Origin of the sequence: Nocardia sp. NPDC050435 (genome assembly GCF_040655395.1) — a bacterium.
Classification (GTDB): Bacteria; Actinomycetota; Actinomycetes; order Mycobacteriales; family Mycobacteriaceae; genus Nocardia.
The window spans coordinates 351,465-376,660 of the sequence record NZ_JBFAJW010000008.1 but is presented as its reverse complement, the minus strand read 5'-3'; the positions used below and the strand labels follow the sequence as shown (position 1 = coordinate 376,660).

Annotated in this window: 24 protein-coding genes and 1 riboswitch; of the genes, 14 read left to right on the top strand and 10 right to left on the bottom strand. The window is 66.1% G+C overall.

The genetic code is table 11. The features are described 5' to 3' along the window. Window positions 1-41: 41 nt before the first annotated feature. Window positions 42-584, bottom strand: coding sequence for a tetratricopeptide repeat protein (locus tag AB0I43_RS25520; protein WP_356974235.1), 543 nt, complete (start codon window positions 582-584; stop codon window positions 42-44). A 211-nt stretch (window positions 585-795) separates the two neighbouring features. On the opposite strand from AB0I43_RS25520, the gene AB0I43_RS25515 reads away from it, so the two are divergent. After that, a complete protein-coding gene (locus AB0I43_RS25515) occupies window positions 796-1,401 on the top strand; it encodes a nitroreductase/quinone reductase family protein (RefSeq protein WP_356974236.1) in 606 nt (201 codons plus the stop codon). Here the strand turns inward: AB0I43_RS25515 and AB0I43_RS25510 are convergent. The 4 genes from AB0I43_RS25510 to AB0I43_RS25495 form a co-directional block, all read right to left on the bottom strand. Continuing rightward, window positions 1,371-2,903 (bottom strand): hypothetical protein, encoded by a 1,533-nt coding sequence (locus AB0I43_RS25510; protein WP_356974237.1) that lies wholly within the window; start codon window positions 2,901-2,903, stop codon window positions 1,371-1,373. The genes AB0I43_RS25515 and AB0I43_RS25510 overlap by 31 nt on opposite strands. Window positions 2,904-3,133: 230 nt before the next feature. Then, on the bottom strand, window positions 3,134-3,607 hold the full coding sequence (locus tag AB0I43_RS25505; protein ID WP_356974238.1) for a GrpB family protein: 474 nt from the start codon (window positions 3,605-3,607) through the stop codon (window positions 3,134-3,136). Window positions 3,608-3,800: 193 nt separating this feature from the next. Continuing rightward, window positions 3,801-4,391 carry a LysE family translocator gene (locus AB0I43_RS25500; RefSeq protein WP_357432735.1) on the bottom strand — a complete coding sequence of 197 codons (591 nt, stop codon included), beginning with the start codon at window positions 4,389-4,391 and terminating at the stop codon, window positions 3,801-3,803. A 410-nt stretch (window positions 4,392-4,801) separates the two neighbouring features. Continuing rightward, on the bottom strand, window positions 4,802-5,164 hold the full coding sequence (locus AB0I43_RS25495; RefSeq protein WP_356974240.1) for a MerR family transcriptional regulator: 363 nt from the start codon (window positions 5,162-5,164) through the stop codon (window positions 4,802-4,804). 58 nt (window positions 5,165-5,222) lie between these two features. On the opposite strand from AB0I43_RS25495, the gene AB0I43_RS25490 reads away from it, so the two are divergent. After that, window positions 5,223-5,990, top strand: coding sequence for an SDR family oxidoreductase (locus tag AB0I43_RS25490; RefSeq protein WP_356974242.1), 768 nt, complete (start codon window positions 5,223-5,225; stop codon window positions 5,988-5,990). Window positions 5,991-6,094: 104 nt separating this feature from the next. Here the strand turns inward: AB0I43_RS25490 and AB0I43_RS25485 are convergent, their stop codons facing one another. Then, complete coding sequence (locus AB0I43_RS25485) at window positions 6,095-6,694, bottom strand: hypothetical protein (RefSeq protein ID WP_356974243.1); 600 nt, start codon at window positions 6,692-6,694, stop codon at window positions 6,095-6,097. A 689-nt stretch (window positions 6,695-7,383) separates the two neighbouring features. Here AB0I43_RS25485 and AB0I43_RS25480 point away from each other — a divergent pair. Next, window positions 7,384-7,884, top strand: coding sequence for a YbjN domain-containing protein (locus tag AB0I43_RS25480; RefSeq protein WP_356974244.1), 501 nt, complete (start codon window positions 7,384-7,386; stop codon window positions 7,882-7,884). A gap of 322 nt (window positions 7,885-8,206) precedes the next feature. On the opposite strand, the gene AB0I43_RS25475 is transcribed toward AB0I43_RS25480, so the two are convergent. Further along, a complete protein-coding gene (locus tag AB0I43_RS25475) occupies window positions 8,207-8,803 on the bottom strand; it encodes a TetR/AcrR family transcriptional regulator (protein WP_356974245.1) in 597 nt (198 codons plus the stop codon). Window positions 8,804-8,945: 142 nt separating this feature from the next. Here AB0I43_RS25475 and AB0I43_RS25470 point away from each other — a divergent pair, with 142 nt between their 5' ends. Then, a complete protein-coding gene (locus AB0I43_RS25470; RefSeq protein ID WP_356974246.1) occupies window positions 8,946-9,365 on the top strand; it encodes a VOC family protein in 420 nt (139 codons plus the stop codon). A 345-nt stretch (window positions 9,366-9,710) separates the two neighbouring features. Here the strand turns inward: AB0I43_RS25470 and AB0I43_RS25465 are convergent, their stop codons facing one another. Beyond that, complete coding sequence (locus AB0I43_RS25465; protein WP_356974247.1) at window positions 9,711-9,986, bottom strand: hypothetical protein; 276 nt, start codon at window positions 9,984-9,986, stop codon at window positions 9,711-9,713. A 365-nt stretch (window positions 9,987-10,351) separates the two neighbouring features. Here AB0I43_RS25465 and AB0I43_RS25460 point away from each other — a divergent pair, with 365 nt between their 5' ends. After that, window positions 10,352-12,994, top strand: coding sequence for an SMI1/KNR4 family protein (locus AB0I43_RS25460; RefSeq protein ID WP_356974248.1), 2,643 nt, complete (start codon window positions 10,352-10,354; stop codon window positions 12,992-12,994). A 1,336-nt stretch (window positions 12,995-14,330) separates the two neighbouring features. On the opposite strand, the gene AB0I43_RS25455 is transcribed toward AB0I43_RS25460, so the two are convergent. Further along, window positions 14,331-15,296 carry a hypothetical protein gene (locus AB0I43_RS25455; protein ID WP_356974249.1) on the bottom strand — a complete coding sequence of 322 codons (966 nt, stop codon included), beginning with the start codon at window positions 15,294-15,296 and terminating at the stop codon, window positions 14,331-14,333. 31 nt (window positions 15,297-15,327) lie between these two features. Next, the gene (locus AB0I43_RS25450) at window positions 15,328-15,909 is read right to left on the bottom strand and encodes a hypothetical protein (protein WP_356974250.1); all 582 of its coding nucleotides are present in this window, start codon (window positions 15,907-15,909) and stop codon (window positions 15,328-15,330) included. Window positions 15,910-16,114: 205 nt separating this feature from the next. Between AB0I43_RS25450 and AB0I43_RS25445 the strand changes: the two genes are divergently transcribed. From AB0I43_RS25445 to AB0I43_RS25405, 9 genes are all read left to right on the top strand, one after another. Then, a complete protein-coding gene (locus AB0I43_RS25445; protein ID WP_356974251.1) occupies window positions 16,115-17,491 on the top strand; it encodes a helix-turn-helix domain-containing protein in 1,377 nt (458 codons plus the stop codon). Between the two features lie 446 nt (window positions 17,492-17,937). Beyond that, on the top strand, window positions 17,938-18,750 hold the full coding sequence (locus AB0I43_RS25440; RefSeq protein WP_357432700.1) for a hypothetical protein: 813 nt from the start codon (window positions 17,938-17,940) through the stop codon (window positions 18,748-18,750). Window positions 18,751-18,919: 169 nt separating this feature from the next. Further along, entirely contained in the window at window positions 18,920-19,150 is a 231-nt protein-coding gene (locus tag AB0I43_RS25435; RefSeq protein WP_357432699.1) for a hypothetical protein, read from the top strand. A 203-nt stretch (window positions 19,151-19,353) separates the two neighbouring features. Beyond that, window positions 19,354-20,064: a GAP family protein gene (locus tag AB0I43_RS25430; RefSeq protein ID WP_357432698.1), complete on the top strand. Its 711-nt coding sequence runs from the start codon at window positions 19,354-19,356 to the stop codon at window positions 20,062-20,064. A gap of 163 nt (window positions 20,065-20,227) precedes the next feature. Next, window positions 20,228-20,444, top strand: a riboswitch (cobalamin riboswitch). A 28-nt stretch (window positions 20,445-20,472) separates the two neighbouring features. Continuing rightward, entirely contained in the window at window positions 20,473-21,510 is a 1,038-nt protein-coding gene (locus tag AB0I43_RS25425) for an ABC transporter substrate-binding protein (protein WP_357432697.1), read from the top strand. Next, the gene (locus AB0I43_RS25420; RefSeq protein WP_357432696.1) at window positions 21,507-22,505 is read left to right on the top strand and encodes an iron chelate uptake ABC transporter family permease subunit; all 999 of its coding nucleotides are present in this window, start codon (window positions 21,507-21,509) and stop codon (window positions 22,503-22,505) included. The genes AB0I43_RS25425 and AB0I43_RS25420 overlap by 4 nt, the downstream gene beginning before the upstream one ends. Beyond that, window positions 22,502-23,569, top strand: coding sequence for an iron chelate uptake ABC transporter family permease subunit (locus AB0I43_RS25415; RefSeq protein ID WP_357432695.1), 1,068 nt, complete (start codon window positions 22,502-22,504; stop codon window positions 23,567-23,569). The genes AB0I43_RS25420 and AB0I43_RS25415 overlap by 4 nt, the downstream gene beginning before the upstream one ends. Beyond that, the gene (locus AB0I43_RS25410) at window positions 23,566-24,354 is read left to right on the top strand and encodes an ABC transporter ATP-binding protein (protein WP_357432694.1); all 789 of its coding nucleotides are present in this window, start codon (window positions 23,566-23,568) and stop codon (window positions 24,352-24,354) included. The genes AB0I43_RS25415 and AB0I43_RS25410 overlap by 4 nt, the downstream gene beginning before the upstream one ends. After that, window positions 24,351-24,980, top strand: a complete 630-nt coding sequence (locus AB0I43_RS25405; protein WP_356974260.1) for a (2Fe-2S) ferredoxin domain-containing protein — start codon at window positions 24,351-24,353, stop codon at window positions 24,978-24,980. The genes AB0I43_RS25410 and AB0I43_RS25405 overlap by 4 nt, the downstream gene beginning before the upstream one ends. Window positions 24,981-25,196 lie beyond the last annotated feature (216 nt).

Sequence of the window (25,196 nt, the reverse complement as noted above, 5' to 3'; positions counted from 1 at the left end):
TTCCGGTGATCGGCAGGCGTGTTCGCGCGTCGTCGCGATCCTCAGTCGGCGCGATCCGGGAACAGCAGGCGCAGCAGCTCGGTGGCCGGGCGCCGCGCCTCCCGCAACAGCAGGCGGTCGTACAGTTCCCGCGACTCCACGGTGAGCCGGTGGTCCGGCCCGTAGACGACCTCCCGTCCGCGCACGGCGATCGACGCCTGCGTCACCGCCTCGGTGGGTTGCCCGGCATCCCCGAGCACCGCACCGAGCTGGTGATGCCAGTACAGCGTGTTCTGCCCCGTGGCCCCCTCCATCTCCGTGCACATCCGCAACATCGCGCGCATCAGTGGAATCGCCGCCGCGTACTCCCCCGCTGCCCGCAACCGCCGGATCCGCGCCGCCCGCAGCCGCGCCCGCCGATGCGCCCACAGCCCCCGCCCGACCCCATACGCCAGCCCCGCCAGCACGAGAATCCCGACATCGACCCAAGGCCGAGGCAGCCCCTCCGCCCCCCACCGCCCCAGCGCCCACTTGATCACGAACGCCAGCCCGAACCACACCACCATCTGAACCAGCAGAGCCTGCACCGAAATCCGCATATCCATCCCCCCGTTCCGCGCGCCCTCCACCGTCGCGCTCTCCCCCGACCATCCCACGCACCCGCTACTCCCACAACCGATTTCAGCGCACCGCGAACACCGGGCAAACCCTTTGCTCAGGTGCCTAGGTCGGCATCGAAGCGCTCCCCCGCACCGGCATGCTCGTACCTTGCAATTTGAGCTACTATTTAACGTAGTAGAAGGAATCGGGGGAGGAATGAGGATTACCGTCACTCCCGCAGCGCACAGGCTGCGTTCGAGGCCGGTCGAGGCGGGCAGTCGACCCGGATGGTTCGTCAGGACCTATTCGGCTATCGCCGCCCGTCGCCTACCGAGAATTGTTTCTCGCCACATCGCATGGAAACTCGATCCGTTGTTGTTGCGAATCACTCGTGGCCGGCTGGCAACGACACTCGTCTTCCCGACGGCGATCCTGGAGACCGAAGGCGCCAAGACGAAAGCGAAACGGCGCAACGCCATTATCTACTTCGTCGACGGTGACCACATCGTCATCGCGGCCTCCAATGCGGGCAGCTCGCGCAATCCCGATTGGTACTACAACCTTGTGGCCAATCCCGATGTCAGGTTCGCAGGGGCCCCGATGCGTGCTGCGGTGATCGACGACGACGCCGAGCGCCAGCGACTCTGGGCTATCGCCGATCGGGTTTTCCCGGCCTACATCGCGTACCGCCGCGAGGCCGGCCACGCGGGCCGAACGATCCCGATCGTCCAACTGACCTGGACGAACCCAACCAGCACGCCAGACCGAGGCGCGGGTCGCGGCACCACCGCTCACTCTTGCTGGCCGAAGTCAGCGGGATAGGCCCCGGACGAGCGGCGAGACTTATCGACCAGTGCTGCCACGTCCAAACGGTCCGGCCACCGCATTGTTTGGACGGGAATGGCACGGACGCCGTCGGCGGTCACCCACACCGCGTTCGCACTGTCGATTGTCACTCCGGGTCGGGTGGTGAATATCGGTGTGCTGCTGACGGGTTCGAGTGTGGTGGCGTCGAGCAAGGTGAACAGCCAGAACTGACGTACGGAGTCGTTTTCGATGGGGCCGGGCAGTGGCCACCACCCCGATGATCCGGTTCCGTCCGGCGGATGACCCACGATCCAGACGTAGTCCCCGACCTGTCCGCCCCGCAGCGGCAGGCGGGGAAGACGCTGCACGGAGCCGATGTTCAGATCCGGCGAGACCCGCCACGCATTCTCGCCGCGAAAAACACGCAACGGTGGACCGGTCAGGTAGGGCAGGTTGGGTCCTGGAGCGCCCGGCAAGATCGGGCCGCTGGTCATCGATCCGGAGGTATCGACGCGCACCAGTCGAATACCGGATTCTTCGTCGGAGCCGAAATGCCGAAGGAGGACAACGAAGCCGCCGTCGTCCACAGCGATCGAGGTGACATGCCCGTCCGGTGCCGTGAGCTCGACAGGTTGCCTGCCGGGCCTGTGCAGAACCCACGTCGACCCGGAGGTGCAGGAAAGAAACGTTTCACCGGCTACGGCACCCGCGATCACCGAAAGTCTGTCTACGCGTCGGGGTATGCCGCCGGCGGTACAGTGATAGGTCCCGTCTTCACCGCCCACCCAACACCCGGTGGGGGTGGCCCAGATGCTTCGGGCCGGACCGACCGGGCCCGGCAGAAGATGTTCGGTCGGCATGTGTTCGACGTCGAGACTGACCACGAGCGGGAGCTCGCGGTCTGCTACCCACAGCAGCTCCTCCGACGCGGACACGTCTCCGGGTACGAGGCTGGATCGTGTCGGCAACTCGGGCACATCGTCGAGGTCGAGCTCGACCAGCGCCGCGACCTCGTGATCCACTTCGCCGGATTCTTGCGCGAACATGCTGCTATCGAAGAAACGTGGCGCAGCCTCGACATCTCGAAGCGTCCGGTACCCCGGTATCTGCTCCCACGAACCATGCGGGCCGGACCCTAACCGGTATCGCTCACTGACCAGTTGCACGCGGGTGACGCGCCCGCGTACCCGGCCTGCCGTGTCGTAGCCCCAATCCGCGTAGAACCGGCCGTTCAGCTCCACTTGCCCGGTGAGCGGACGAAAGCCGCGCCACGAGGCGGTCCATCCGTCACCCTGCAGCAGCCCGTTCCACTCCCACCGGCGCGGCTCGTCCTCGCGTGTGTATTGCAGAATCAGGTCACGGCCACTCGGTTTCAGCAGTGCACGCACTGCCGCCACGGCACCGTCGACGGGCGACGATTCGACGAAGCGAAGTGGGAATCGGATCACCGAACCGATCCGGGGCGGCGGGATCGCACCATCGCCGATTATGGTCCCGTCGATCTGTACGACGATCATGCGGCGGTGGCCGCATGCGTCTTGCGACCCTGTCACGAGAAACGAACATATCAGGCCACACTCCGAAGAGCTCTTGCCCTAGAGCCGATTTCAGGCGCCGTCGCTCCATATATCGATGGAGATTGCTCACCGCAGCGCACAATCGGCCGCGGGCTCGTAAGTACAGATCGCGCGCTCCGCGGCAGAACAGCGCGTTCGGCTCGCTGGCCGGATCGGCGCTGCTGTGCACTTCAAAGTCGTAGCGTCACTTCTTCTCCCACACGGGGCGGTGTGCCGGCTTCAACGATCCGCCGTTTCAGCTGGGCGTATCGCTCGGCTTCCTCAGGATTGGCACGCAGATAGTCGCGCAATAGACGCTGATTTCGAAAAGGCCAGCTCGCCAGGTCGACAACGTGCAGAATGTGGGTCCTGGTGTCCTCACGGGCTCGAACGTAGATGAGCCGGTCATTGATCCCGTTGCGGTGACGCCGATAGCCCAGCACTACCAGTTGCGCTTCTCTTCGTTCGACTTCCGCCAGCTCCGCCGCGGCTGCCATCAAATCGATCACGGGCTTCGCTACAAGGCCGGGTACTGCGGTTGAACCGATGTGCTCGACCTCTGCCAAGAGGCTCGGCCACAGTGTGCGGAGCTCTGAAATCGCGTCCTCCGCCAGCCCAGGCCAGCTGGGGTCGTAGTCGACGATGCGAATCTGATCTCCTGCCACAGTCCAATCATGCTTGGCCGTTCATTGTTCGAAAAGCCGATTTCGACGGCGCCGCGCTCGGCCGACACCGACGCATATTCGGCAGATCCAGACGTTCTGAGCCGCAACAGCTTTGGTCCGCCGGCCGCTGCGGGATGGCCGCTTCGCCTAGCGCGCACAGCGGCATGACCGTGCGTTCACTTCTCTGCCCGAGCTATCGGACTTCGGCAGCGAGCTTGACACCCAATCCGATGAGCACCGTCGCAGTAACGCGATCAAGCCACCGCCGGACCTGCTGTCGTTGCAGCCAGGTCCGCGCCGTAGCCGCCCACCAAATCAGCGTCGGATACCAGACGAATGTCGCCGCGAGGTGTATGGCGACCAGCAACATTCCCCACCCACCAGCGCCTGGTCCGACTGGCAGGAACTGCGGCAACAGACTGATGTAGAAGACGCCGACCTTGGGGTTGAGAAGATTGGTCAACAGCCCAGCCCGCAAGGCGGCGAATCCGCCCCGCGAGGCACCCATCGGCGAGTCGACTTCATCACCGCGGTACGAACCATTGTGGGCCAGCGTCTTTCGGAGCGCAGAGATGCCGAGCCACACCAAATACACCGCGCCCGCGATACGTACAGCGTTGTACGCCACCGTCGAGGCTGCTAGCAACGCGGTCAGGCCGATCAGACTGGCGCTCGCCCACACCAGGCAGCCGAGACCAATACCAACCAACACCATGAACCCATCACGTCGACCCCCGAGCACGGTATGTCGAAGCACAAGCAGTGTGTCGATCCCTGGAGTCATCACTCCAACCAACGCCACGACCACCCACCCGAGTAACGCCGCACTCGACATACAACCTCCCCACCACGCGTCGCGTCTTCATCCATGACATCACAGAAACGCCGAGGGCAAGCTACGGCCGTCGCAAGAGCAGGCCGACTAGCCAACCTCCACTGGTCACGTGCCAGACACCCGCAATTCGGTGTGAGCGCGCACCCGCCGGCCGGGCCTGCGGCCTGATTCCGGTCGCGCGCTCCGGGAGCCATTACCGCTCACTCCTCCTGACGGAAGTCAGGCGTGGACGCGGGCCACCGTGGAATCGAACCGCGGTCGCGGCACTGCAGATATACGCGCCCAGCCTGGGGGCGATTCTCGCGAATCGTCGCAGCCGGATGCCGCTGGCTAGCGGAGGTGTGGGATGCGGGCTGGCGTTAGGCCTTCGTAGGCGGGTCGACCGCGAGGATCGACTGCAGAATCGAGCGAGCGGCCGTTCGTTCGGCGATGTCGCGGTCCATGCGATCGAGCTCGATCCGAAGGTCCTCGGCCATCTCCTCGCAGGTGGGCGCCAGGTAGCGACCTTCATCGACCATGCAGGGCAGTACCTCGGCGATCACCCGGGTCGGCACTCCGGCCGCGATCAGGATGCGGATACGCCGCACGGATTCCACATCGGACTCGGTGAACTCGCGGTAGCCGCTGGCGCGCCGCTGCGGTCGCAACAGGCCCTGTTCCTCGTAGTAGCGCAGGCCTCGCACACTCATGCCGGTTCTACGGGACAGCTCGCCGATCCGCATGTGACCCCCGTCTCAGGTGATTGACTCTCACGTCAACGTCAGACTTTAGCGTAGCGACATGACCAAAAACCAAAGCTCACATCCCCTCGCCGGCAAGAAGGCCGTAGTCACCGGTGGCACACACGGTATGGGCCTGGCCATCGTCCAAGCCCTGGTGGATCGCGGCGCGGAAGTGGTGCTCACCGGCCGCAACCAGGCCGGGATCGAGAAGGCGCGCGCGGAGCTGGATCCGGCCGCAGCGCATATCGTGCGCTCCGACGCGACGAAATCCGCAGACATCGATGAACTCGGCCGGGTGGCCGAACAGCGCCTGGGCGGCATCGACTACTTGTTCGTCAATCACGGTGTCGCCGAGTTCAAATCCCTCGACGAAGCGACCGTCGAGCATTGGGACCGCGTCTTCGACGTCAATGCCAAGGGGGCGTTCTTCACGGTGCAACGACTGGCCCCACTGATCAGCGACGGGGGCAGCATCGTGTTCACGACGGTGTCCAACGACCGGATCTTCCCCGGGCTCAGCGCCTACTCCGCAGCGAAGGAGGCCGTGCGCGCGTTCGCGAAAGTACTTGCCGCCGAACTGCTGCCACGCAATATCCGGGTCAATGCCGTCGCTCCCGGTTTCATCCTGACGCCAAGCATGGGTGTGGCGGAACTGACCGAGCAGCAGCGCGCGGAGTTCATCCGTGACGGGAAGGCGACCACGCCGATGGGTAGACCGGGCACCGTCGACGAGGTGGCCGCGGCCGCACTGTATCTCGCTGACGCGACCTTCACTACGGGCACCGAATTGGTCGTCGACGGTGGGTTCGCTCAAGGTCTCGGCTGACTCCGCGTTCCGCGCTAAGGGGGCCTCAGTCCAACCACACGGCAGAGGTCGGCCAAGGACAACTCGACCCATCCTGAAATCGGCATGATGGTGCGTTCCGTCGATCAGCGGCGCAAATACCGATGCCCGGTGTCGAGATGAACCGCACGCATCGACGCACCGGTTACTTCGATCGCGACTGTCCATGCAGCGTCGCCATCGAGCGGGTCTCCGGGTAGCGGTGGGGTGAAGTCCGCGTCTTTCAGCCGCAGTCCGAGCTCTCGTCGGTAGAAGCGTTCGGCCGCGGCGGGGTCGCGGGATTCGTGGACGACCGGGCCGGGAGTCCGTGGCCCCGGGGGGTGTGACCACCCGGTGAATGTCTGCGGTTGCCACAGCGACACGACCGCACCGAAAGGGTCGACGATGGTAGCGAGGGTTCCTTGATCGGCGATAGGCGTCGGAGCAAGCAGGCTGCTCGCTTCGTGGCTGATGGCCAGGCCGTGCACGGCTGCCGCATCTACGACACCGAGGTAGTAACTGACATGCGGTGGTGTTCCGGGCGGATAGAGCGGGTTATCGAGATTGCTTATCCCGGCGACCCAGTGGCGATCTGCTCGCGCCTTGATCGCACCCCGCCAGTCGTCTGGATCTACTAGGCATTCCCAACCGAACTCGTCAGCGAAAACCCGGGCGGCCACATCAACGTCCACCGACTTGAAGTCCATCCAACAGAACTCCCCATGCAGCCGTGACGTAGACGAATGTCGGTGGACCAAAACAACTCCTATCGTGGGCGCACCATTATCTCGAACGAGCGGCACACGCCGCAGGGCCGTGCCGGGCGACCCTCTGGCGGTACAACATGGCAACGCCGTGAGCACTCGTATCGCCATGTGCGTGCACTGAAACGGCCTGAGTTCAACTCTGGTCGTCGATCATCCGAGATGCACCGGTGGCTGCATGGGCACGCCCGGGTCGCGGCATGTCAGTGCGTTGGCCGCCCGGGGTGCGAACAGGCCAGCGCGCCTGTCGAGTCGGCGATCAGCGCGGAAAGAAACCAGGCAATTCGGAGTCCTCGTCATCGCACGCCGAGCATCCCCACCCTGCGAGCTCTCGTGCATGACAAACTGCGGTCTAACGCTGCCAGTTACGGCGCGTGTTCGATGATGTGGACAACGAGTAGTCCGAGAGAGTCCTTTCTGATACAGCTGGGTCCCGCCCTAGCTCACCGCCACCCTGTCCGCCGGCACCGCGCTCCGCCTCAGCGGAGCGCGGCGAAGCTTCGCGTGGGCCGATGACACCACCGCTTCGAGTCGGTGGCTCGAATACGCCTTAACGCGAACCTGATCCGCAAATTTGCGGCCTCCAGCAAGGAGCTGACAAGGTAGCCTTCTCCGACAAAAATGGGGTACAGATGAGCATCGACCGGGGCCAGACGCCGAGTTCGGGAGCTACGCAGGACGACAGCGACCTGAGGAACACGGTGGTCGTACCCAGCCCTGACCTGCTTGCTCGAATACTGGAGATGCAAGGACTGAAGTACATCGCGCTCGAGAGCGGGCCTGTCGTCCTGCTGTACGAACAGCTCGAAATGTACGTCGAATTCGTTGGCAAGGCAGAGAACAACGAGGAGCAGATCGTCTCCCTACGGCTGGACTACCATCGTCGATACCGACGAGAGCACGCTACGGACATCCTCTGGATCGTTAACACTTGGAACCAGCAGAACCGGTGGCCGAGGCTCGCGGTCGACCGCAACGACGACGCCGTTTCCGTCACAGGCGACGCGCACATGCCCGTCGGGTCGGGGGTCGGCCTCATGCACTTCCTCGAGACATTGAGGACCTGGATGCAATGGGCGATGGTAGCCGACGAATATCTCGGCTCGGCGGTTGACGACTCGATGGAGGCATAGCCCGACCCGCACCAGCTTCTCGTCGCCCCTCCGGAATTCTTCGACAGTCTGTGCTCGAACCCACGAAGTTCACCCGTGCATCCGGCCTCAGTATTCGCGTCGGCCCGCAACTATAGACGCGCACATCGGCATGAGCAGATGAGCGGAACCGGCCGGCCGACAACTGCGGCTTGGCCGGTTCTCTCGGCGCGCTCAGCGGCATGAGCAGGTATGCCCGCGCTGGACGCGTATCTCCTGTTGGTGCGTCCGCGACGTTGCTCGCAACTGCCCGCACCGGCACCGAAGATGAATCTGCCACCACGCTCCAGCGCTACGTCCGCAATCAAGCACCCGAAAACCTGGGACGGGGGCCGATCCCGGCGAACAGCGCGTCGAAAACCGCGTCGGCGAACTCGTGGGTGAGCGGCTCGTGGGCGATGAGGAAGCGGTAATAGAGGGGGCCCGACAGCAGTGCCATCGCCAGACCGAGGTCGACGTCGGGCGATAGCTGCCCGGCGTCGCGCGCGGTGGCGAGGCGGGCGATGAGGCGTTCGGCGGTCGGGTCGATGAAGCGCTCCTTGAGCGCGGTAGCCACGGCCGGGTCGTTCTGAGCCTCTCCGATGAGGGTCCGCAGGAGCGGTCCCATCGGTGGCGCGGCGAGTTGGTCGACTACTTGGCGGGTCTGTTCGCGCAGGTCAGCGCGCAGATCACCGGTGTCGGGGTAGGTGAGAGCGGGTTGGTGCAGAGATAGCAGAGCATCGAGCAGGAGGGCGCCCTTCGAGGGCCACCGGCGGTAGAGCGTGTGTTTGCCCGCACCGGCCCGCGACGCCACGGCCTCCATGCTCAGTTTCGCGTAGCCGACCTCGCGACCGAGGTCGAGCGCGGCCTGCATGATCGCGTCCGTCCGGTCGGCCCCCCGGCGTACTGGTTCGTTACTCACGCCACAATCCTATCGGTACGGCACGTGCCGTACTTGCCAATGGGCATCGGGGGCGCTATGTTGTTCTTATCGGCACGGCACGTGCCGTTCACATAAGGAGACAGTCATGATCAACCCAATCCCGGCCGAGTACAAAGGCGGCGTGCCCTACCTCAACGTTCACGACGGAGCCGCCGCCGTGAAGTTCTACGAAGAAGCATTCGGCGCACACATCGTGATCGAGATTCCCCGCCACGACGGCAAGCTCGCCCACGCTGAGTTCCGCATCGGCGATGCCGTTTTCATGCTGCGGGACGAGTACGCCGACTACGGCTTCCGCAGCGCCCGCGAGCTCGGCGGAACGCCGGTCAACCTGATGGTCTTCGTCCCCGACACGGCCGCGCTCACCGAGCGGGCTGTGGCCGCCGGCGCCACGATCGTGCGGCCGGTCGAGATGCAATTCCACGGCGACCTCCAGTCGGAGCTGCTCGACCCCTTCGGCCACTCGTGGTTCCTCACCACCCGCGTCGCCGAGATGACCGCTGACGAACTACATGAAACCGCCGAGGCCGTCAGCCTGTGAGACTCGGACGGGGTCCGGACGTCCGGACCCCACCGGCAAGCCCCCCCCCCGCCGAAACCGCATCTCCTGGAACGGAACTCGCGGTGGACTTTAGGCTCTTCCGCAAGAGGGAGCAGTGGTTCAGTCGCTTCCGCTATCAGGTATTCGTGTTCTGGATAGGCCCGGGGTGGTGCGGCCCTGTTCGCTTTGTCATCCTCTGGCTCGACGAACGTCCCTGCACCCGATGTTTTTTGCTGACAGAGCAACACAGCACATCGTATAATCGGCAGTTCTGCGCGTTCGCCTGCCGAGAACCCGCGGCCGGTTCGGAACGCCCAGGGTCGCGGCAACGCAGGATGTTCCCACTCAGGCCGACGGCAGGCCAGGGTTCGCCGTACGGATCTCCCTGCGCTCCTTGGTAAATACCAGCGTGCCATCGGTCATCGCGACCGGCCGCACAGGTCCCTTCCAGCCGCACCAACCGCCGCACTCCGCGACATCTTGGCTCTCGACCCGATTGTCGTCGAACTCCGCAGTGATGCGCCACGCACGAGACGGATGACCGCAGACCGGGCACTGACCGAGATAGTTGAGAATCTCCTGCACCTCGGAGGCGACGACACCTCGCTGGCGACCAACCACCCTGACCACCTCCCGGCCCGAGACTATTTCGGGCAACTGGCCAAGGCCCCCGATTCGGCACAATGTCGCCAATCACATCACTGCGTCTCAACCGGTCAGACGGCCTTGTACGCGGCAGTACGGTGTATTCGAAGCCGCGACGCAGAGTGCTTGCGCAGGGCATCAGACCCGGCCTCTTCGTGTCAGTGGGCTTCTCTACGCTGCCGCCCATGACCCGTTCCCGAACAAGGCCGCACCACACCCTTTCCGACACCCTCGCTATCGAGCTGGTCGGCACTGCCCCTGGCAAGAGGAACACCCCCGCGTCCTGTGGAGCCACGCTGCCGGACGAAGGCGCGCTCTCGCCGGTGGGGATGGTGTGAGCAGTGTTCAGACTCGATGGCGAAGTGCACGTCTCCTGCGGTCAGATCTATGTCGAAAGTGACCCCAGCGACAACGGCCGACTCATGCACGAGGCGTTCGCCGGGCAGAACTCAGGACTGTGCGGTGCCGCGGTACCCGGCGCACTTTTCCTGCACACCGGTTTACACAGCGGCGACGTCGGCTTCACCGTCGAGGTGCGCGGCCAGGCTCCCGCACTGGCTCCGGCATGGGAAGACGTCGTGGAGGTCTCCTTCTACCCGCTCTCGGATCAAAGCCTGCTGGTGCAGTGGCCGGGCGAGGACTCCTGGGAACTGGAATTGAAAGAAGGGCTCGACTACCGGGTGCGGTACTGCGCCCAAGGCATGGACCAAGCACGCGAAAAGGCCGTCCGACTAGACGACGAGCCACTGCAGGATCGATACCTCCTACAGTTCTGGCCCGCCCCACCCGAACCGGACCGCATCGTGCGCCAAACCTCGCAGACCGCGGCCTACTGGCACGAGAATGCCCGGCGGCAATCGGATGCCGAGCACCGGGCGCGCAGCATCATGGCTCAACGCCGGGCACAACTCACCCCTGAAGGCACCGAATCGTTCCCCAGCACCGAATTCCCACGCGGGACCGCCGATATCGCGGTCATCTCGCGCGAGGCCGATCTCCAGTCTGTCCGCGAGCAGTTGAGTGCGCTGAGTTCCTATCCCGCAGCGCTGTCCTGGGATTGGGTCACCACCTTCGTCCGGTCTGCCGGCGATCGCGTCGGCTACATCGAAGCGTTCCTCGAACAGATCGGTGAGCACGCCTTCGCCCTCGGCACTGTCCTGGCATCGCTGGACTCCGGATACGACTACTACCTGGCCTTCGTGACACCGACCGAGTTCGAACAACTCTCACAGCTGCTCACCGCACACCGGATGAGCGCTGAAAGCATGCGGTCCGGACGTGACGATCGCAGGATGCACGTCAGCCCAGTCGAAGAGTCCTGGCGACGGATCGACTCATGGCTCGCCGCGCACGCGCCGCGTACCTTCGCCTCTTTGCGCCCACCCGCCACACGGGAGGCCATCAGCGCCGCGGCTACCGAACTGGGGGTGGAGTTCCCTGCGGATCTGGTCGCTTACCTGCGCCACCACGACGGAGTCTCGCCTGGGGCGCGGGGTTTCGTCTCCCCCGAGGAGGGCGGTTTCAGCTTCCCCGGTTTCGAGCCCTACACCCTCGCCCAGATCCTCTCCGCAGGTCTAAGGCGACAGGAATCGTGGGTTGAGTATGAAGACGACCCGCTGATGGAGGGCTTCTGGCACCACGATTTCGTACCCTTCGCCCGCGATATCAGTGCGGACGGGCTGTTCGTGGACTGCCGTCGAGGCGAGTCGTTCGGCGCGGTGGGCTGGCAGCGGGAAGCCGATACGGTGAGCTTCGGAGATTGGGGAAGCCTCGCGGCCTTCTTGGAACAGATCGCCGAATCCCTCGAGGGCGGAACCGTCATCACAGTCGGACTATCGTATGTGCCTGTCGTCGACGACGGAATGTTGTTGTGGGAGCGGGCACTCGAACCGCGTGTCGAGCCTCGGTCCCTGTTCGACCTCGCGCTCACCGACCCGGTCATCGAGCCTGCCCGGACGTCTTCGGAGGCCACGCCGAACAAGACCTGGCCCAGCGGTTACGACAATTTCTGCCTGACCTACGCCCAGGACTTGGACGAGACCGAACTCCTGCGCCGCTTCGGTGCGTTGCCCCAGACCCGGCGCCCACGACGGCGGGAGGAAGCCGCCACAATTCCGGACAAGCCTCGGGACCCTCGCGTGGTGCTGCCGGTGATCCGCGTGGGAACCCACGGCGGTTGGGCGTTCGGCATCGAGGAAGGTCGACATCTATTCGAAGGCACACGCGAGGAGGTGCTGCGCCGTGTATCCGCCGGCACCCGCGTGGTGTCGGTGGGCTATCGGGACGACGCCACGACTTCGGTGTCGCTTTTCGACAACGGCGAATTGGTAACGAAATACGACACCCGATCGGTCGCCCCTCCCGGCGCGCGCGACCCGTTCGAGGTCTTCCCCGGTCTGCCGGCACCGGTTGCCGAACCCGCACCCGAGCAAGGGCAGGAACGGCTGCTGGCGGTGTGTGAGTCGGTCGTTCGCCGCTATGGCATCGCACTGCCACCGCCCGGCCTGGACGGGGAACTCGACAGCGCGCGGATCCTTCCTTTGCTCCCGGACAACAACTTCGGGTACGCGGAGGACAACTTCAGGATACCCGTGCCTGAGCGGTTCGCCGCCCTCGTCGAAGCCGCGTCGCCCGAGCGCCTGCGCCGCGTAATCGCCGCCCAGATGTCGTCACTGGCCGCCGAGACCAGACTCGATACCTACGACGAGGTCACTGCCGCACTGGCACTGCTGAGCGAGGAGGATCACCCAGGCATGACCGACAATTCCGCCCTCGACCTGACGCTGCGCCGCGTCCACGCCGAGGCCCAGGTGACATACGCCGAGTGGAAAGACCGGTCGGTCTGGCAGGACCGCGCGATGGCCGCTCGCGCCCTGGCCGACGTGCTCAACCTGTCGGCACGGGAAGCCATGGGCTTGGTCGTGGGGCTGCGTCAGGACCCCCATTGGCGGCAGCAGCTTCGCAAGCAGTTGACCGACGACTGATGGCCCAGCCGGCACGACGAGCGCAGGCAGCGGCCGGTAGCGCGCGTTGAGAACTGCTGTCTGCAAACAGGTGGGGCGGCTGACCAATGCTCGGGTCGCGGCTAAATGGGGTCCGGGTGGCGCCGCGACCTTCGGAGCCCTCGGCCACACTGCGCCACGGCCCGCTTCGATCCTGCCCACCGCGACGGCGTCGTACGGATATGTGCTGGTCGTGTCCGGCGGCACTGTCTTGGAACCCGCTGTTCCACGGGGTGGATCCGCGATATAGGTGATGTCGTTGCCGCCGACAGAACTCTTGCCCTGGAGCCGATTTCAGGCGCCGTCGCTCCATGCATCGATGGAGATCGCTCACCGCAGCGCACGATCGGCCGCGGGCTCGAAAGTACAGATCGCGCGCTCCGCGGCATGAGCGTATGAGCGCGCCCTGTGCGCATTGATCCAGGAAATTGATTCGCCATCCGAGTAAGCATGTGATTGTGTGCCCTGATGCTCAGAGAACGTGCGGCTCGCGAACTATGGAGTCGGATGTCGCCGGATGCCCAAGCTCGGTTCGACGAACTCCTTACGTCCGGTGCTCCCGTTCACGCCGTCGCCTTGGTGCGTGACCACCTCGGGGAACCCCTCCCGCATCTTCACGACTGTATGGACCTGCTCGTTGTGCGAGCCGACGAACTTGGCCACCATCTCCCGGGCAGACCTGACCCCAGCACCGAATGAGATCAGATCAGACCCCACGCCGGCGGTTGCTAATACTCTCGCTCTTGGTGTTGTCGCGAGAGCGCCTGCTCAGGCCGCGGCGTGTTGTAAGACCCTAAAATCCGGGAGAACGCGATGAGTCGCACTGGGCCTCCGCGCCAAGGGAGGCCCGCGATGACCGAGAACGTGGGGTGATGCGACCTTCGCTCTCCGCGAACGGGTGGCCCATCACCCAAATGTCAGCGATGAACTGCATGCGGAGTTGATCGAGGCCGGCACCTGCCGTCGCCCTCACGGGTGTCCGGAGCCGTGGTTCTACCGCAACTGCTTCGAAAACGCCCGCACCTGAGCACGGCGGGAGTGACAACTCGCCCGGCATGCATCCACGACACTCCCTCGGATGTTCGTGGGGTAGGGGTGGGCGGCGATGATCTGGTCGATCAGTTTGGGGTGGCGATCATGGAACACGCCGTAGGCGAACGAGCCAGGTTCTCCGGCAAGGATCGGCGGCGCAGGGTTCAAGGTCACGAATCCTGTCCTGCCCCATCGGTGGTTCGCGGGCTCGCACCGGTTTCGATGCGCAGAGTCGTTAGGTAGGTTCGACGACGCGACTCGCGGACAGCCACTGCGCACGCTGGCCTCAATCCCCGCGAGCGATCCCGCGTTGCTGTTCCCGATGTCGCGCCTCGGTACCGGCCTGGGTGTGTGACTTCACGGTCTCGCTGGGATCGGCGCTCGAGGACCAGATGTCCAGGCTCTGCCCCAACCCGAGCAGTCGCTGGATCTCGTGCGGTAGCCGCGCAGCGGCACGAGCGGCCTCTCGACGTTGTTCGGCAATCCGCGTCGCGGTCGCCTCGCGCTCGAGCCGCGCGCGCTCTATCTCCTGACGCTGCGCCTCAGCCCTATCCGCGGCCGACGGTGCAGGCGCCGGCTGTGATGCAGACGGAGTGAGGAACTGCTGGACGAACTCTTTGGCGATTGCTGTCGCGGCCGCCAGGCCTCGATCACGCTGCTGCTGGCGGGCGGCGGCCTCGTCGCGTTCGCGTTGCTTCTGTACTACTGGATCGGCTCGATCGCGCTGCAGCTTCAGTCGCCCGAGCTGCTGGCCCAGAGCGTTTCTGGCCTCACGCTCCTGGACGCGTTCGACGACCCGCGCGGCCTGGAAAGCTGAATTACGTTCCGCGCGTGTGAGTTCGATGGCTTTGACCATGCCTCCGGTGTCACGCTCGGCGCGCGCGAGCATCCTCGCGACTTCCTTGGGGATCTTGCCTGCTGCGATTTCCCAGGTGCAGCGGATGCCTTTCTCCTGCGCGAGCCGGACATCTTTGGCCAGTTGCTCGCGCAGGTGAGATGTGTTCTTCAAGCGGCCTTTGGCGACCTTGGTTTCGACGGTCTCTTCGACCAGGCCGGTGCCGGGGTTGGTCCATGCGTTGTCGGCGACCCGGAAGGTGCCGTCAGCGACCTCGATGACGACTTCTTTCTGCCAACCTTCGCGCTCGGTGCGGCCGGTTTGCAGGGCACGGCCGTCGCGAAACCGGTTGCCCGTCTTGCGCGGTTCCGACCCGCCGCGGCCGCGCTCGCGGTATCTGTCCTCGTCCTCGTCCACCCCGGCACCCCCACGTGCCCGCGGGCAGTGTTCAGCCCTGCTGTAGCGCCTGCGCCCTGCCCGCGAAGTATTCGTAGAAATGTCGGAAGATCCGGCCGCTGTCTTTGTCGTCGCCGGCTTTCAAGAACTGGCCGGGGGTGACTCCGGTCTCGGCGTAGTCGGCGCGGATGATCGGGCTGAGCGTTCGGGCAGACTCGACCGGCGAGTGCCACTGGGCCAGATTGATCCACTCCCCGCCGAGTGTCCGTCGGTAGGTTTCGCCGATGTACCTGATGAACTGGTCGGCGATATCCGGATCGGGAAACGGCGCCTTGCGGCTCGGCCACAACACACGCCACACCGCCTCAGCCCGATCCAGGCCCTCGACGGTGAACGGGTCATCGGGCATTTCCGGCACGGTCTCGGTGAAGAACCGGTTCAGCTGCTCGGTGAAACGTTGCGGCGCAACCCATTCCAGCCATACATCCGAATGCTGGTCGGCTTCGTGGCGTGCGTAGTCGGCTTTGGTCCATTTGCCTACCCGGCCCATAACGTCGTCCCCTCGTCGTGGTGATCTGCACGGCTGGCTGTTCACGGTAGCGACTACCGCTTTCCAGCCGAGGGACGAACGCACCTACACGGCTCCTCATCGCCCACCAGCTTCTCCGGCCATTCCGCACTGCGCGCCACTCTTGCGCCCTTCCAGGACACCTCCCGTGCGCCCGGCAGTACAGAGGACTTGCAGGGCATGACATCTCGTTTGCAGACCATGCAAATCTGCCACCCACCGCGCTGTCGGGCCATAGCATCGATACCTGGCTCCGGAGGGGTATGCGAGCATGGACCCGCACGAGATGATCTGGCACCAGCCCGCCGTGCGTGCGGCTATCAGCAGCGGCGACAGCGGCGCGATCGTGCGCGCGGTGCGCCGGGCCAGGCACCTGACCCTGGCCGATCTCGCGCAACGAATGACCTACTCGATCTCGACGTTGTCGCGGCTCGAACGCGGCCGCCAGCCACTGGCCGATGTCCGTATGCTGCGAGCTCTGGCGCAGGCGCTGTCGATCCCGGCACCGTTGCTCGGATTGTCCGACACGACCGCCACCGCAGGGCACACATCGGGGTCGGGCGCTATGGTCGCCATGAAGCCGGCCTCGGAGCAGGAGGACGATCCTATGCGGCGTCGCACAGCCCTGACCGGGCTGACCGGCCTGGCAGGGGCCGTGATCCTGGGCAACGCCTCCGCGCATTCACGCGAGGCCGAGCTACTGGATCCCCTCGAACGCGCCCTGCTCCTGGGAGCCCGCGACGGCCGTCCCATCAGCCGCGCGCACCTTTCTGAGGAGCTGCACACTGTGCGCGCGTTGTTCGATCTGGGCCGCTACGCCGACGTCAGCGCCCGCCTTCCGCAGCTGCTGGCCCACGCAACCGCGTCCCGGGAGCATTCCCACACCGACGGCCTTCCCGCGACGAACGCGCTACTCAGCCAGACCTATACGCTGACCTCGCGGCTGATGGTCAAGCTCGGCGCCGACCAGCTCGCCTGGACCAGCGCAGACCGCGCGGTCAGCACCGCCGAGGCCAGCGGGGACCTGCTCGCTGGCGCCGCCGCGCGGCGGGTGTGGGCGATCGTGCTGCGCCGGGCCGGACACACCGACACCGCTCAGCAACTAGTCGTCGACACCGCCGCGAACTTGGCAGGCGAACTCGGCCACCACCCCGCGTACCTGACGACCTACACCTCGCTGCTGTCGACGGCCGCCTACACCGCCGCTGCCGCCGGCAACCGCGACACCGCCGACACGTTGATCAGCGAAGCCACCGACGCCGCGACCCGGCTTGCGCACGAGCCCGCCCTCGCATCCGCTGGCGGTGCGACCTTGTCCGTGCAGCTCTACCGAATCAGCATGGCTCGGGTGCTCGGCGATTTCGGGACTGCCGTCGAACTGGCGAAACGTGTCGATCCTACCGAGATCTCGACCCCGGAAGCCCGCGCGCGCTACTGGTCCGATGTGGCGCGGGCATTGCATCACTGGCGGAAATTCCCGGCCTGCTACCGGGCGCTACTGGCCGCCGAACGCGCGGCACCGGACGAAGTTCGCTACCGCAAACCAGTCCAGCAGATCACCACCAGCCTGCTTCGCCATCCCAGCGCCACGATGCCGGGACTTCGTGAATTCGCCTACCGCACAGGAGTATTCGATAGCCGCGGTTGAGTCGCACAATCCGGACGGGTCCGTTCTACGCAGAGGTCCCGCAGTTGAGGCCTGGACCAGGGCTCGCCTGGCCCGAGATCCCCTGCGGGGCTGTCCGGGACGCCGGCAGTGTGTTCAACAGGTGAGCCCGACGCCGGATTCCGCGGGTGGGTTTGATCCCCACCGCCTGGCGGCAATCCACCGTGCGGCGTCCCTTGGAGCTCTGCCGATCCTGCGCACGGTCGACTCAGCTCGTGCCCGTGAGATACTGGGAAAGATCGCCCCGGTTGCCCTGAGCCTTTCCGTCTCCTCGGACAGCGCTGAGGTTGTCCGCAAGGTCGCGAACTCACTGCGCCTCTCGGCGGGTAGTCGCTCGCAGCGACGAATGGAGTGGGGCCAGTTCGTCGTGGACCATGAGCGCTCGGCGATTGCCTCTCCGCCGGATCGCAAGCGACAGGGAACCATTGATGCCTGAACACCTCTCGCGCGTTCCACCATCCGATCCGATGGCTGTCCACGGTCCGTTCGGGGTTGCCGCTGATCGAGCGACCGAGGGCTTTCCGGAAGAGATGTCGCTGTCGCGCCTGCCTTTCGACTTCGAATGGGATGAGTCGATTCGGAATACGTTGCTCGACGACGATGACGAACGCGACACAGGATTGGCGGACCAGCTCGGCATGCTGCGGGACGAGGCGATTTTCGGCCTCGCGATAGCTGCCGCACAGTGGGTTGTGGCGCGCGTGGACGGCGTGGCGCCGGCCGCGGATGTGCGAGACGCCCGCCAGCGCATCGAGGCCGTGTGGGCATTGTGCGCGGACTTGCACTACGCACGTCTCACCGATCCTCCGGAGTTCAGCGGGCAGGCGCCGCCGAAAGCCGAGGAGCCGCTGTGGGTCTGCCGGACTTTGCTTTTCTGGATTTACGGTTCGGCCGTCTCCGGCGAAGATTTGCAGAGCGAATGCATGTCGCTGATGCTGCTGGCCCGCCAGGTGATGGGGTCGCACACCGGGTTTTCGACATGGCTGAGCCAGGCCATCGAAAAGGCCGAGACGCAGTATGCCCTCGCCGATGACGATCCGGAGGACGAAGACTCCCAGCTGATTTGGAAGCCCGTGCCTCCGGAGTTCTTCTGGCCGGCTTTCATCTGGACGACGCAGGAAGCGGCGCAGGAGCTCGTGGATGCCTACCTGGCCGGGCTCGACCCGGCGACCAATGCGTATCTGCGCGACGCCCACGATATGAGCACCCACGGGTTCGAGGGCAAGCCTTACGGTCGCTGAAGGCTCCGCGGTCAGGGGCGGTGGCGCCAGCCCGGAACTCAGATACTCGAGATGGCTACCCCCCCGACTACCAGGGGCCTGGAAACGAGGGGCTGTGCGCGCCAGATGCTCCGGCATAGCGTCATCGGCGCTGCCGCCAATCCGAGAATGCCAAAGCAAGGGAACTTTGATGAAACGATCATTCGCCACCGCCGTCCTCGCCGGTGCCCTGGCGTTGGCGCCGAACGCCACCGCCAACGCCGACAACGTCACGCCGAGCGAAACCGCGGCTCCGGTCGGCTCCGGCTCATCCAGCGCCAGCGGCGAGTACCAGGCGTGCATGGAATCCTTGGAAGGCCTGCGACACGGATGCCCCAGCCCGCTGCAAGTTCTCCTCGGTAGCGGTTCCGCGAAGAGCTGACGATCCCGCCCCCGGCGGATCGCTTCAAACGCGCGGCTCGCGACAGAAGCCTGCACTCGGGCCGACTGCTCTGAAGCGCGCCCTCGAACGGTGAACTCGTATGAGCCGCAGCGGATATGCGACCCCCGGTCCTCCCAAAGGAGGACCGGGAGACAAGATCGGCTGCACGACGATGGGGACAGATATCGAACCGAGAGGAACCGATGACTGTCACCCTAGCTGTCGCGTTGATCGCCCTGGCACTCGTCGACAGCACCAGTTTCGGCACACTGCTGATCCCGATCTGGCTGCTGCTGGCGCCAGGACGGCTGCGAGCCGGGCGAATCGCGGTCTACCTCACAACGATCGCGACCTTCTACCTCGGAGTCGGCATCCTGCTGGTGCTCGGCGCTGACACAGCGCTGACCGCAGTGCGGAGCATCGACATCCCGCCGGTACCGCTCCGGATCGCGCAACTGATCCTCGGCGCACTCCTCATCGCGCTGAGCTATCGGCTCGAGGCCAGAGCCGCACAGCGCGCCGGCAACCCCGGCAAGATCCAACTCTGGCGGTCCAGGACCATGTCGGGTACCGGCAGCTCGGCCGGCCTCATGAAACTCGCGCTCGTCGCGGCCGCGCTGGAAGTCGCCACCATGCTGCCTTACCTCGCCGCGGTCAGCCTGCTTGCCAACGCCGATCTCGCCTGGCACCTGATCGGAATCACGCTCGCCGCCTACTGCATCGTCATGACCCTGCCCGCCCTCGCCTTGGCCCTGGCCCGCTTCGCCGCGCACCAACGGGTCGATCCCCTCCTGCAACGAATCAACGAATGGCTGAGCCGCAACAGCGCCAAAGCCCTCGGATGGACCGTGGGCGGTATCGGTATCGGCCTCACGCTCAATGCCGCGATCGCCCTGGCCTTCGACCCGGCCTGAACCGACATGATCCGTCCATCTTCTGGCCCGGAAACCAGGACTGCCGACCCTGAATATCCGCGAGTCGGTGCGGGCTCAGGCGGTCAACGCACCACCTCTTCGAGTGCTTCTGATGGTGGGAGTAGATGTATCCGCATTCTCCGCATTCCCAGTGCGGTCGTCCGACCTCGGGTGTGATCTTGGTACAGTCCCGCCAGCCGTGGTGTTCGGGAAATCGGTGTGAAACCGGTGCGGCCCTCGCCACTGTGATCGGGAGCGACAGATCGTCCCGGGCGAGTGACCGTCGTCCGGAGCCACTGGGGCACAGCGCCCTGGGAAGGTAGATCCGCCGCGCACACATCCCGTCAGCCAGGAGACCGGCCACGGCCACGCAGTACCCATTCCACGAGGACCTGGAAGGCCGTCATCTTGACTCCGTCTGTTTTCGCGCGCCTACGCGGCGTCGCGCTGATCGCGTGCGCGACCGTCATCGCCGGTTGCGGTGCGCAACCCGGACAAGCGGCGAACGGTGCGAACGCCGTGACGCGCGCGAATTGTGGCATCGACGTCATCGTTCCTGAATCGCCGCAGCGGATCTACGCCGCGTACCAGCCCGCGATCGAGATCGCGCACGCGCTCGGTGTCACCGATCGGCTTGTCGGTACCGCGTTCCTCGACTCCACCGTGCTGCCCGAATACCAGGACGCGCAGGCGAAGTCGGTCTATGTCGAGAAGCTGCCCAGTCGCGATGAGCTGCTGGCACAGAACCCGGACTTCGTGCTGTCCGGATTCAACGGAGTGTTCGCCAAGTCGGCGCAACAGAGCGTGGGCACCCGCGCAAGCCTCAACAGCCTCGGGGTGCGGACCTGGGTGTTGAGCCCGCTGTGCCCGAGCGCCGACGGTCTGGCCGACGAGGCGATCGACCCGAAGACCGTACGGTTCGACAACGTCTACGCCGACCTGCGCGACCTCGGCGCGCTCTGGGGTGTGCCCGACCGCGCGGACGACGTGGTCGCTCAGTTGAGCGCGCGGATCGAGAGGGTGCGCGCGACCGTAGGTACCGCGCAGCGGCCCCGGGTCGCCGTCGTCACGCCCAAGGACGACGGGTCCTATCAGGTGGCCGGCGGGCTCGACTTCATCACCCAGATCATCGAAGCGGCAGGCGGTGTGAACGCCTTCGCCGACCTCACCGTGCGGCGCAATGTGCCGATCGGTGCGGAAGAGCTCATCGCCCGCGATCCCGACATCATCCTGACCAGTCAGTGCTGCGACGCGTCCTTTACCCGCGCTGATGCGCAACCGCAGGTGGACCGGATCGTCGGCAATCCGGCCTTCGCGAACTCGACCGCCGTCCGGACGGGGAAAGTGCACCCGTTCTTGTTCGCGGACCGGGCCGCCGGCGTCCGGATCGCCCACGCGACCGAACTGGTCGCCGAGTTGATCCATCCTGACCTGTTCGGACGGTGACCCGCGCCCGTCACGGCACCGGTTTGCTCGTTGCCGGTGCCGCGCTCGCCGTGGCCTGCGCCGCTTCGATCCTGATCGGTGCCCACGCCCTGTCTCCGGGCCAGGCGATCGCGGCGTTCGTCGACTTCACCGGTGCCGACACCGATCGGATCGTGCGCTACATCCGGCTGCCACGCACTGTCGCCGGTGTCCTGGCCGGCTTGGCGTTCGCGCTGGCGGGCGCGGTGATGCAGGGGTTGACCCGCAATCCGCTCGCCGGACCCGGGCTGCTCGGGATCAACTCGGGCGCCTCGCTGGCCATCGTGCTCGCCATGGGCGGGTTGGGCGTGGCGACGCCGACCGGCTATGTCTGGTTCGCCTTCCTCGGCGCCGCGGTGGCCGCCGTCTTCGTCTACACGCTGGGCTCGCTGGGTTTCGGCGGTGCGACACCGGTGAAGCTCGCACTGGCGGGTGCCGCGTTCGCCGCGCTGTGCGGCTCGATCACCACCGCGATCACGCTGCTGGATCGGACCAAATTCGAGAACTTCCGGTTCTGGGTGGTCGGGTCGTTGACCCGCGCCGACATCGAATCCGTCTGGGGCATCACACCTTTCATCACACTCGGCGCGGTGCTGGCGTTGCTGGTGGCTCGTCCGCTCAATGCGATCGCGATGGGCGACGATATGGCGCGCACCCTCGGGACCCGGTTGAGCGTGGTGCGCGCCCTGGGCGCGATGAGCGTCATCCTGCTGGCGGGCGCGGCGGTGGCCATCGCCGGGCCGGTCGCGTTCGTGGGACTGGTGGTGCCCCACATCGCACGGTTCTTCGCCGGCCAGGACTATCGGTGGGTGCTGGCCTGGTCGGCCGTGCTCGGCCCGACGCTGCTGCTGGCCGCCGACATCCTGGGCCGCGTCGTCGCTCGCCCGGTGGAGATCCAGGTCGGAATCGTCACCGCGTTCGCGGGCGCGCCATTCTTCCTCTACCTGGTGCGCAACCGGAAGGTGGCGACTCTGTGACCCGTGCCGAACACTCCGTGCTGCCCAGCGGCACCCTGCTGCTGCGCTCCCCGGGACGCCGCGTCGTACTCCGGGTGCAGCGGCGGTCCCTGCTGCTGACGGTGCTGCTCGCCGCGACCGCGCTGACGGTGGCGGCCTACTCGCTCACCGTCGGTCACTACCCGCTGACGGCCGGCGACGTGCTGCGTGTGCTCGGCGGTGGTGGCACGCTCATCGAATACGACGTGGTCGTCGCCGATCGACTGCCACGCGCGCTCACCGCATTGGGTGTCGGCGCCGCGTTCTCGATCTCCGGCGCCATTCTGCAACGCATTGCGACCAATCCGCTGGTGAGCCCCGAGATCATCGGCATCAACGCCGGTGCTTCCCTGGGCGCGCTGGTGGTGAGCGTGCTGCTCGGCGGGACCGGGGTGGCGCTGGTCGGCGGCGCCATGGCGGGCGCGTCCGTGGCGATGGCGCTGATCGTGGTGGTGGCCACCAAGGACGGCCTCGACGGCTACCGGCTGGTGCTCGTCGGGATCGGGGTGACCGCCCTGTTGACCTCGGCCATCTCGTATGTGCTGACAACTGCCAACGTCTACCAGGCGCACACGGCAGCCATGTGGCTCACCGGCAGCCTCGCCAACCGCGACTGGACGCACGTGTGCTTCGCCGCCGCCGCGCTGCTCGTGGTCGTGCCGCCACTGCTGGTGCTCGCCCGCTCGCTGCCACTGCTCGAACTCGGTGACGAACTCGCGAATTCCCTTGCCGGAAAACGCGGCCCGCACCGCACCACGCTGATCGTCCTCGCGGCGGTCGCCGCCACCCTGGCCACGGCGGCGGCCGGGCCCGTCGCCTTCGTCGCCCTGGTCGCTCCACAGATCGTGCGGCGGCTGCTCGCCGAACGCGGCGCCGGCCTCGCCCCGGGCGCCGCGACGGGCGCCCTGCTGGTGGTCTCCGCCGACCTGGCGGCCCGGCGGCTGTTCCCGGCGGAGTTGCCCGTCGGCGTGGTGACCGCCCTGCTGGGCGCACCCGTCCTCGTCTATCTCCTTGCCCGCGCAACCCGGATCGGACATGCTGGATGACCGCACATCTCACCACCGAGGGACTCGCCCTCGCCTACGGCAACACCGCGATCGTCTCCGACGCGACCGTCGACTTCCCCACCGGCCAACTCACCGTCATCGTTGGACGTAACGGGTGCGGCAAGTCGACCCTGCTGCGCGGCCTGGCCCGGCTGATCCCGCCGAGCGCGGGCGCGGTCCTGCTCGACGGCACCGATATCGCGACCCGCCCGGCACGGGTGGTGGCGCGCCGGCTCGGGATGTTGCCGCAACAACCGGTGGCTCCCGACGGTGTGACCGTCGGCGAACTCGTCGGGCGCGGCCGCCACCCGCATCAACGCTGGTTCCAGCAGTGGTCGGCCGCCGACGAGGCCGCGGTGCGCACCGCGCTGACGCTCACCGACACCCTCGACCTCGTCGACCGCACTGTCGACCAGCTCTCCGGCGGGCAGAAACAGCGGGTGTGGCTCGCCATGGCGATCGCGCAGGAGCCGGAGGTGATGCTGCTGGACGAGCCGACCACCTTCCTCGATCTCGCGCATCAGCTCGACATTCTCGACGTGCTGCGAAACTTGTTGCCGCGCACCATCATCGCGGTTCTGCACGACCTGAACCTCGCCGCCCGCTACGCCGACCACCTGGTCGCCATGAAAGACGGCCGGGTGCTCACGCAGGGCACACCCGCCGAGATCGTGCGGCCCGACCTGGTCGCCGACGTTTTCGGTGTCGAGTGCGCGGTGATCGAAGACCCGATGACCGGCACACCCCTGGTGGTTCCCGCCGCCCGTCCGGTGCGCGTCGCATGAACCGCCGCCACCTGCTCGTTGCCCGCCCCACGCCGTCGGGAGTCGACCTGCCTGCCGTCCAAGCGCTCGCCGCGTCCTGCGGCATCGGTTACGCCCTGCTCGACCAGGGCGAGCCGACGATCCACGACGCCCTCGACACCGCCGCCCTCGACGACATCGCAGTCACCCTGATCCCGCTGGCCGTGCCGCGCGACCGCTACCTGGAGACCTGGATCGCCCGTGCGGTGGCCAACTGGCGCGAAACCCGCGCCGCCGATCTCGATATCCGCGTCACCGAGGGCCTGGAAACCGCACCAGGATTCATCGACCTGATCCGCACCCGCCTGCTGGAGGACGGCGCCCCCGTCTCCGCAAGCCCGCGCGCCTTTCGCAGCCCGGCCTGGTCGTCGGTCCCCGAGCACACGGAACACATCCTCGTCTGCCGCGGCCCCCGCTGCACCGTCTACGGCGCCGCCGACCTGCACCGCACCCTGCGTCAGAACCACCCCGACGCCCTCATCACACCCACCGGCTGCCTCAACCCCTGCAACCTCGGCCCCCTCTATATCAGCTATCCCGACGGAACTTGGCACACGAACGCCCTCGCACCCGAGGACGTGCCTTCGTGCACCAATGGCGCCCGATGAGCGAACGATACGAACATCCTCGTCGGCGCGGTCATCGGCGTGCTGTGGTGGGCCGGCGGTGGACGGACTGCTGCTGCGCCAACATCTTCCCCGGCATCTGGACCTACGCGGCCGGTCGCCGATGCCCGCACTGTCCGGGCCGGACTCTCCCCCGCTTCGCACATCAGTTCGCCTTGCTGAGAAGATGTTCGGTGTCGGGATCGCCCCAGGAAAAGG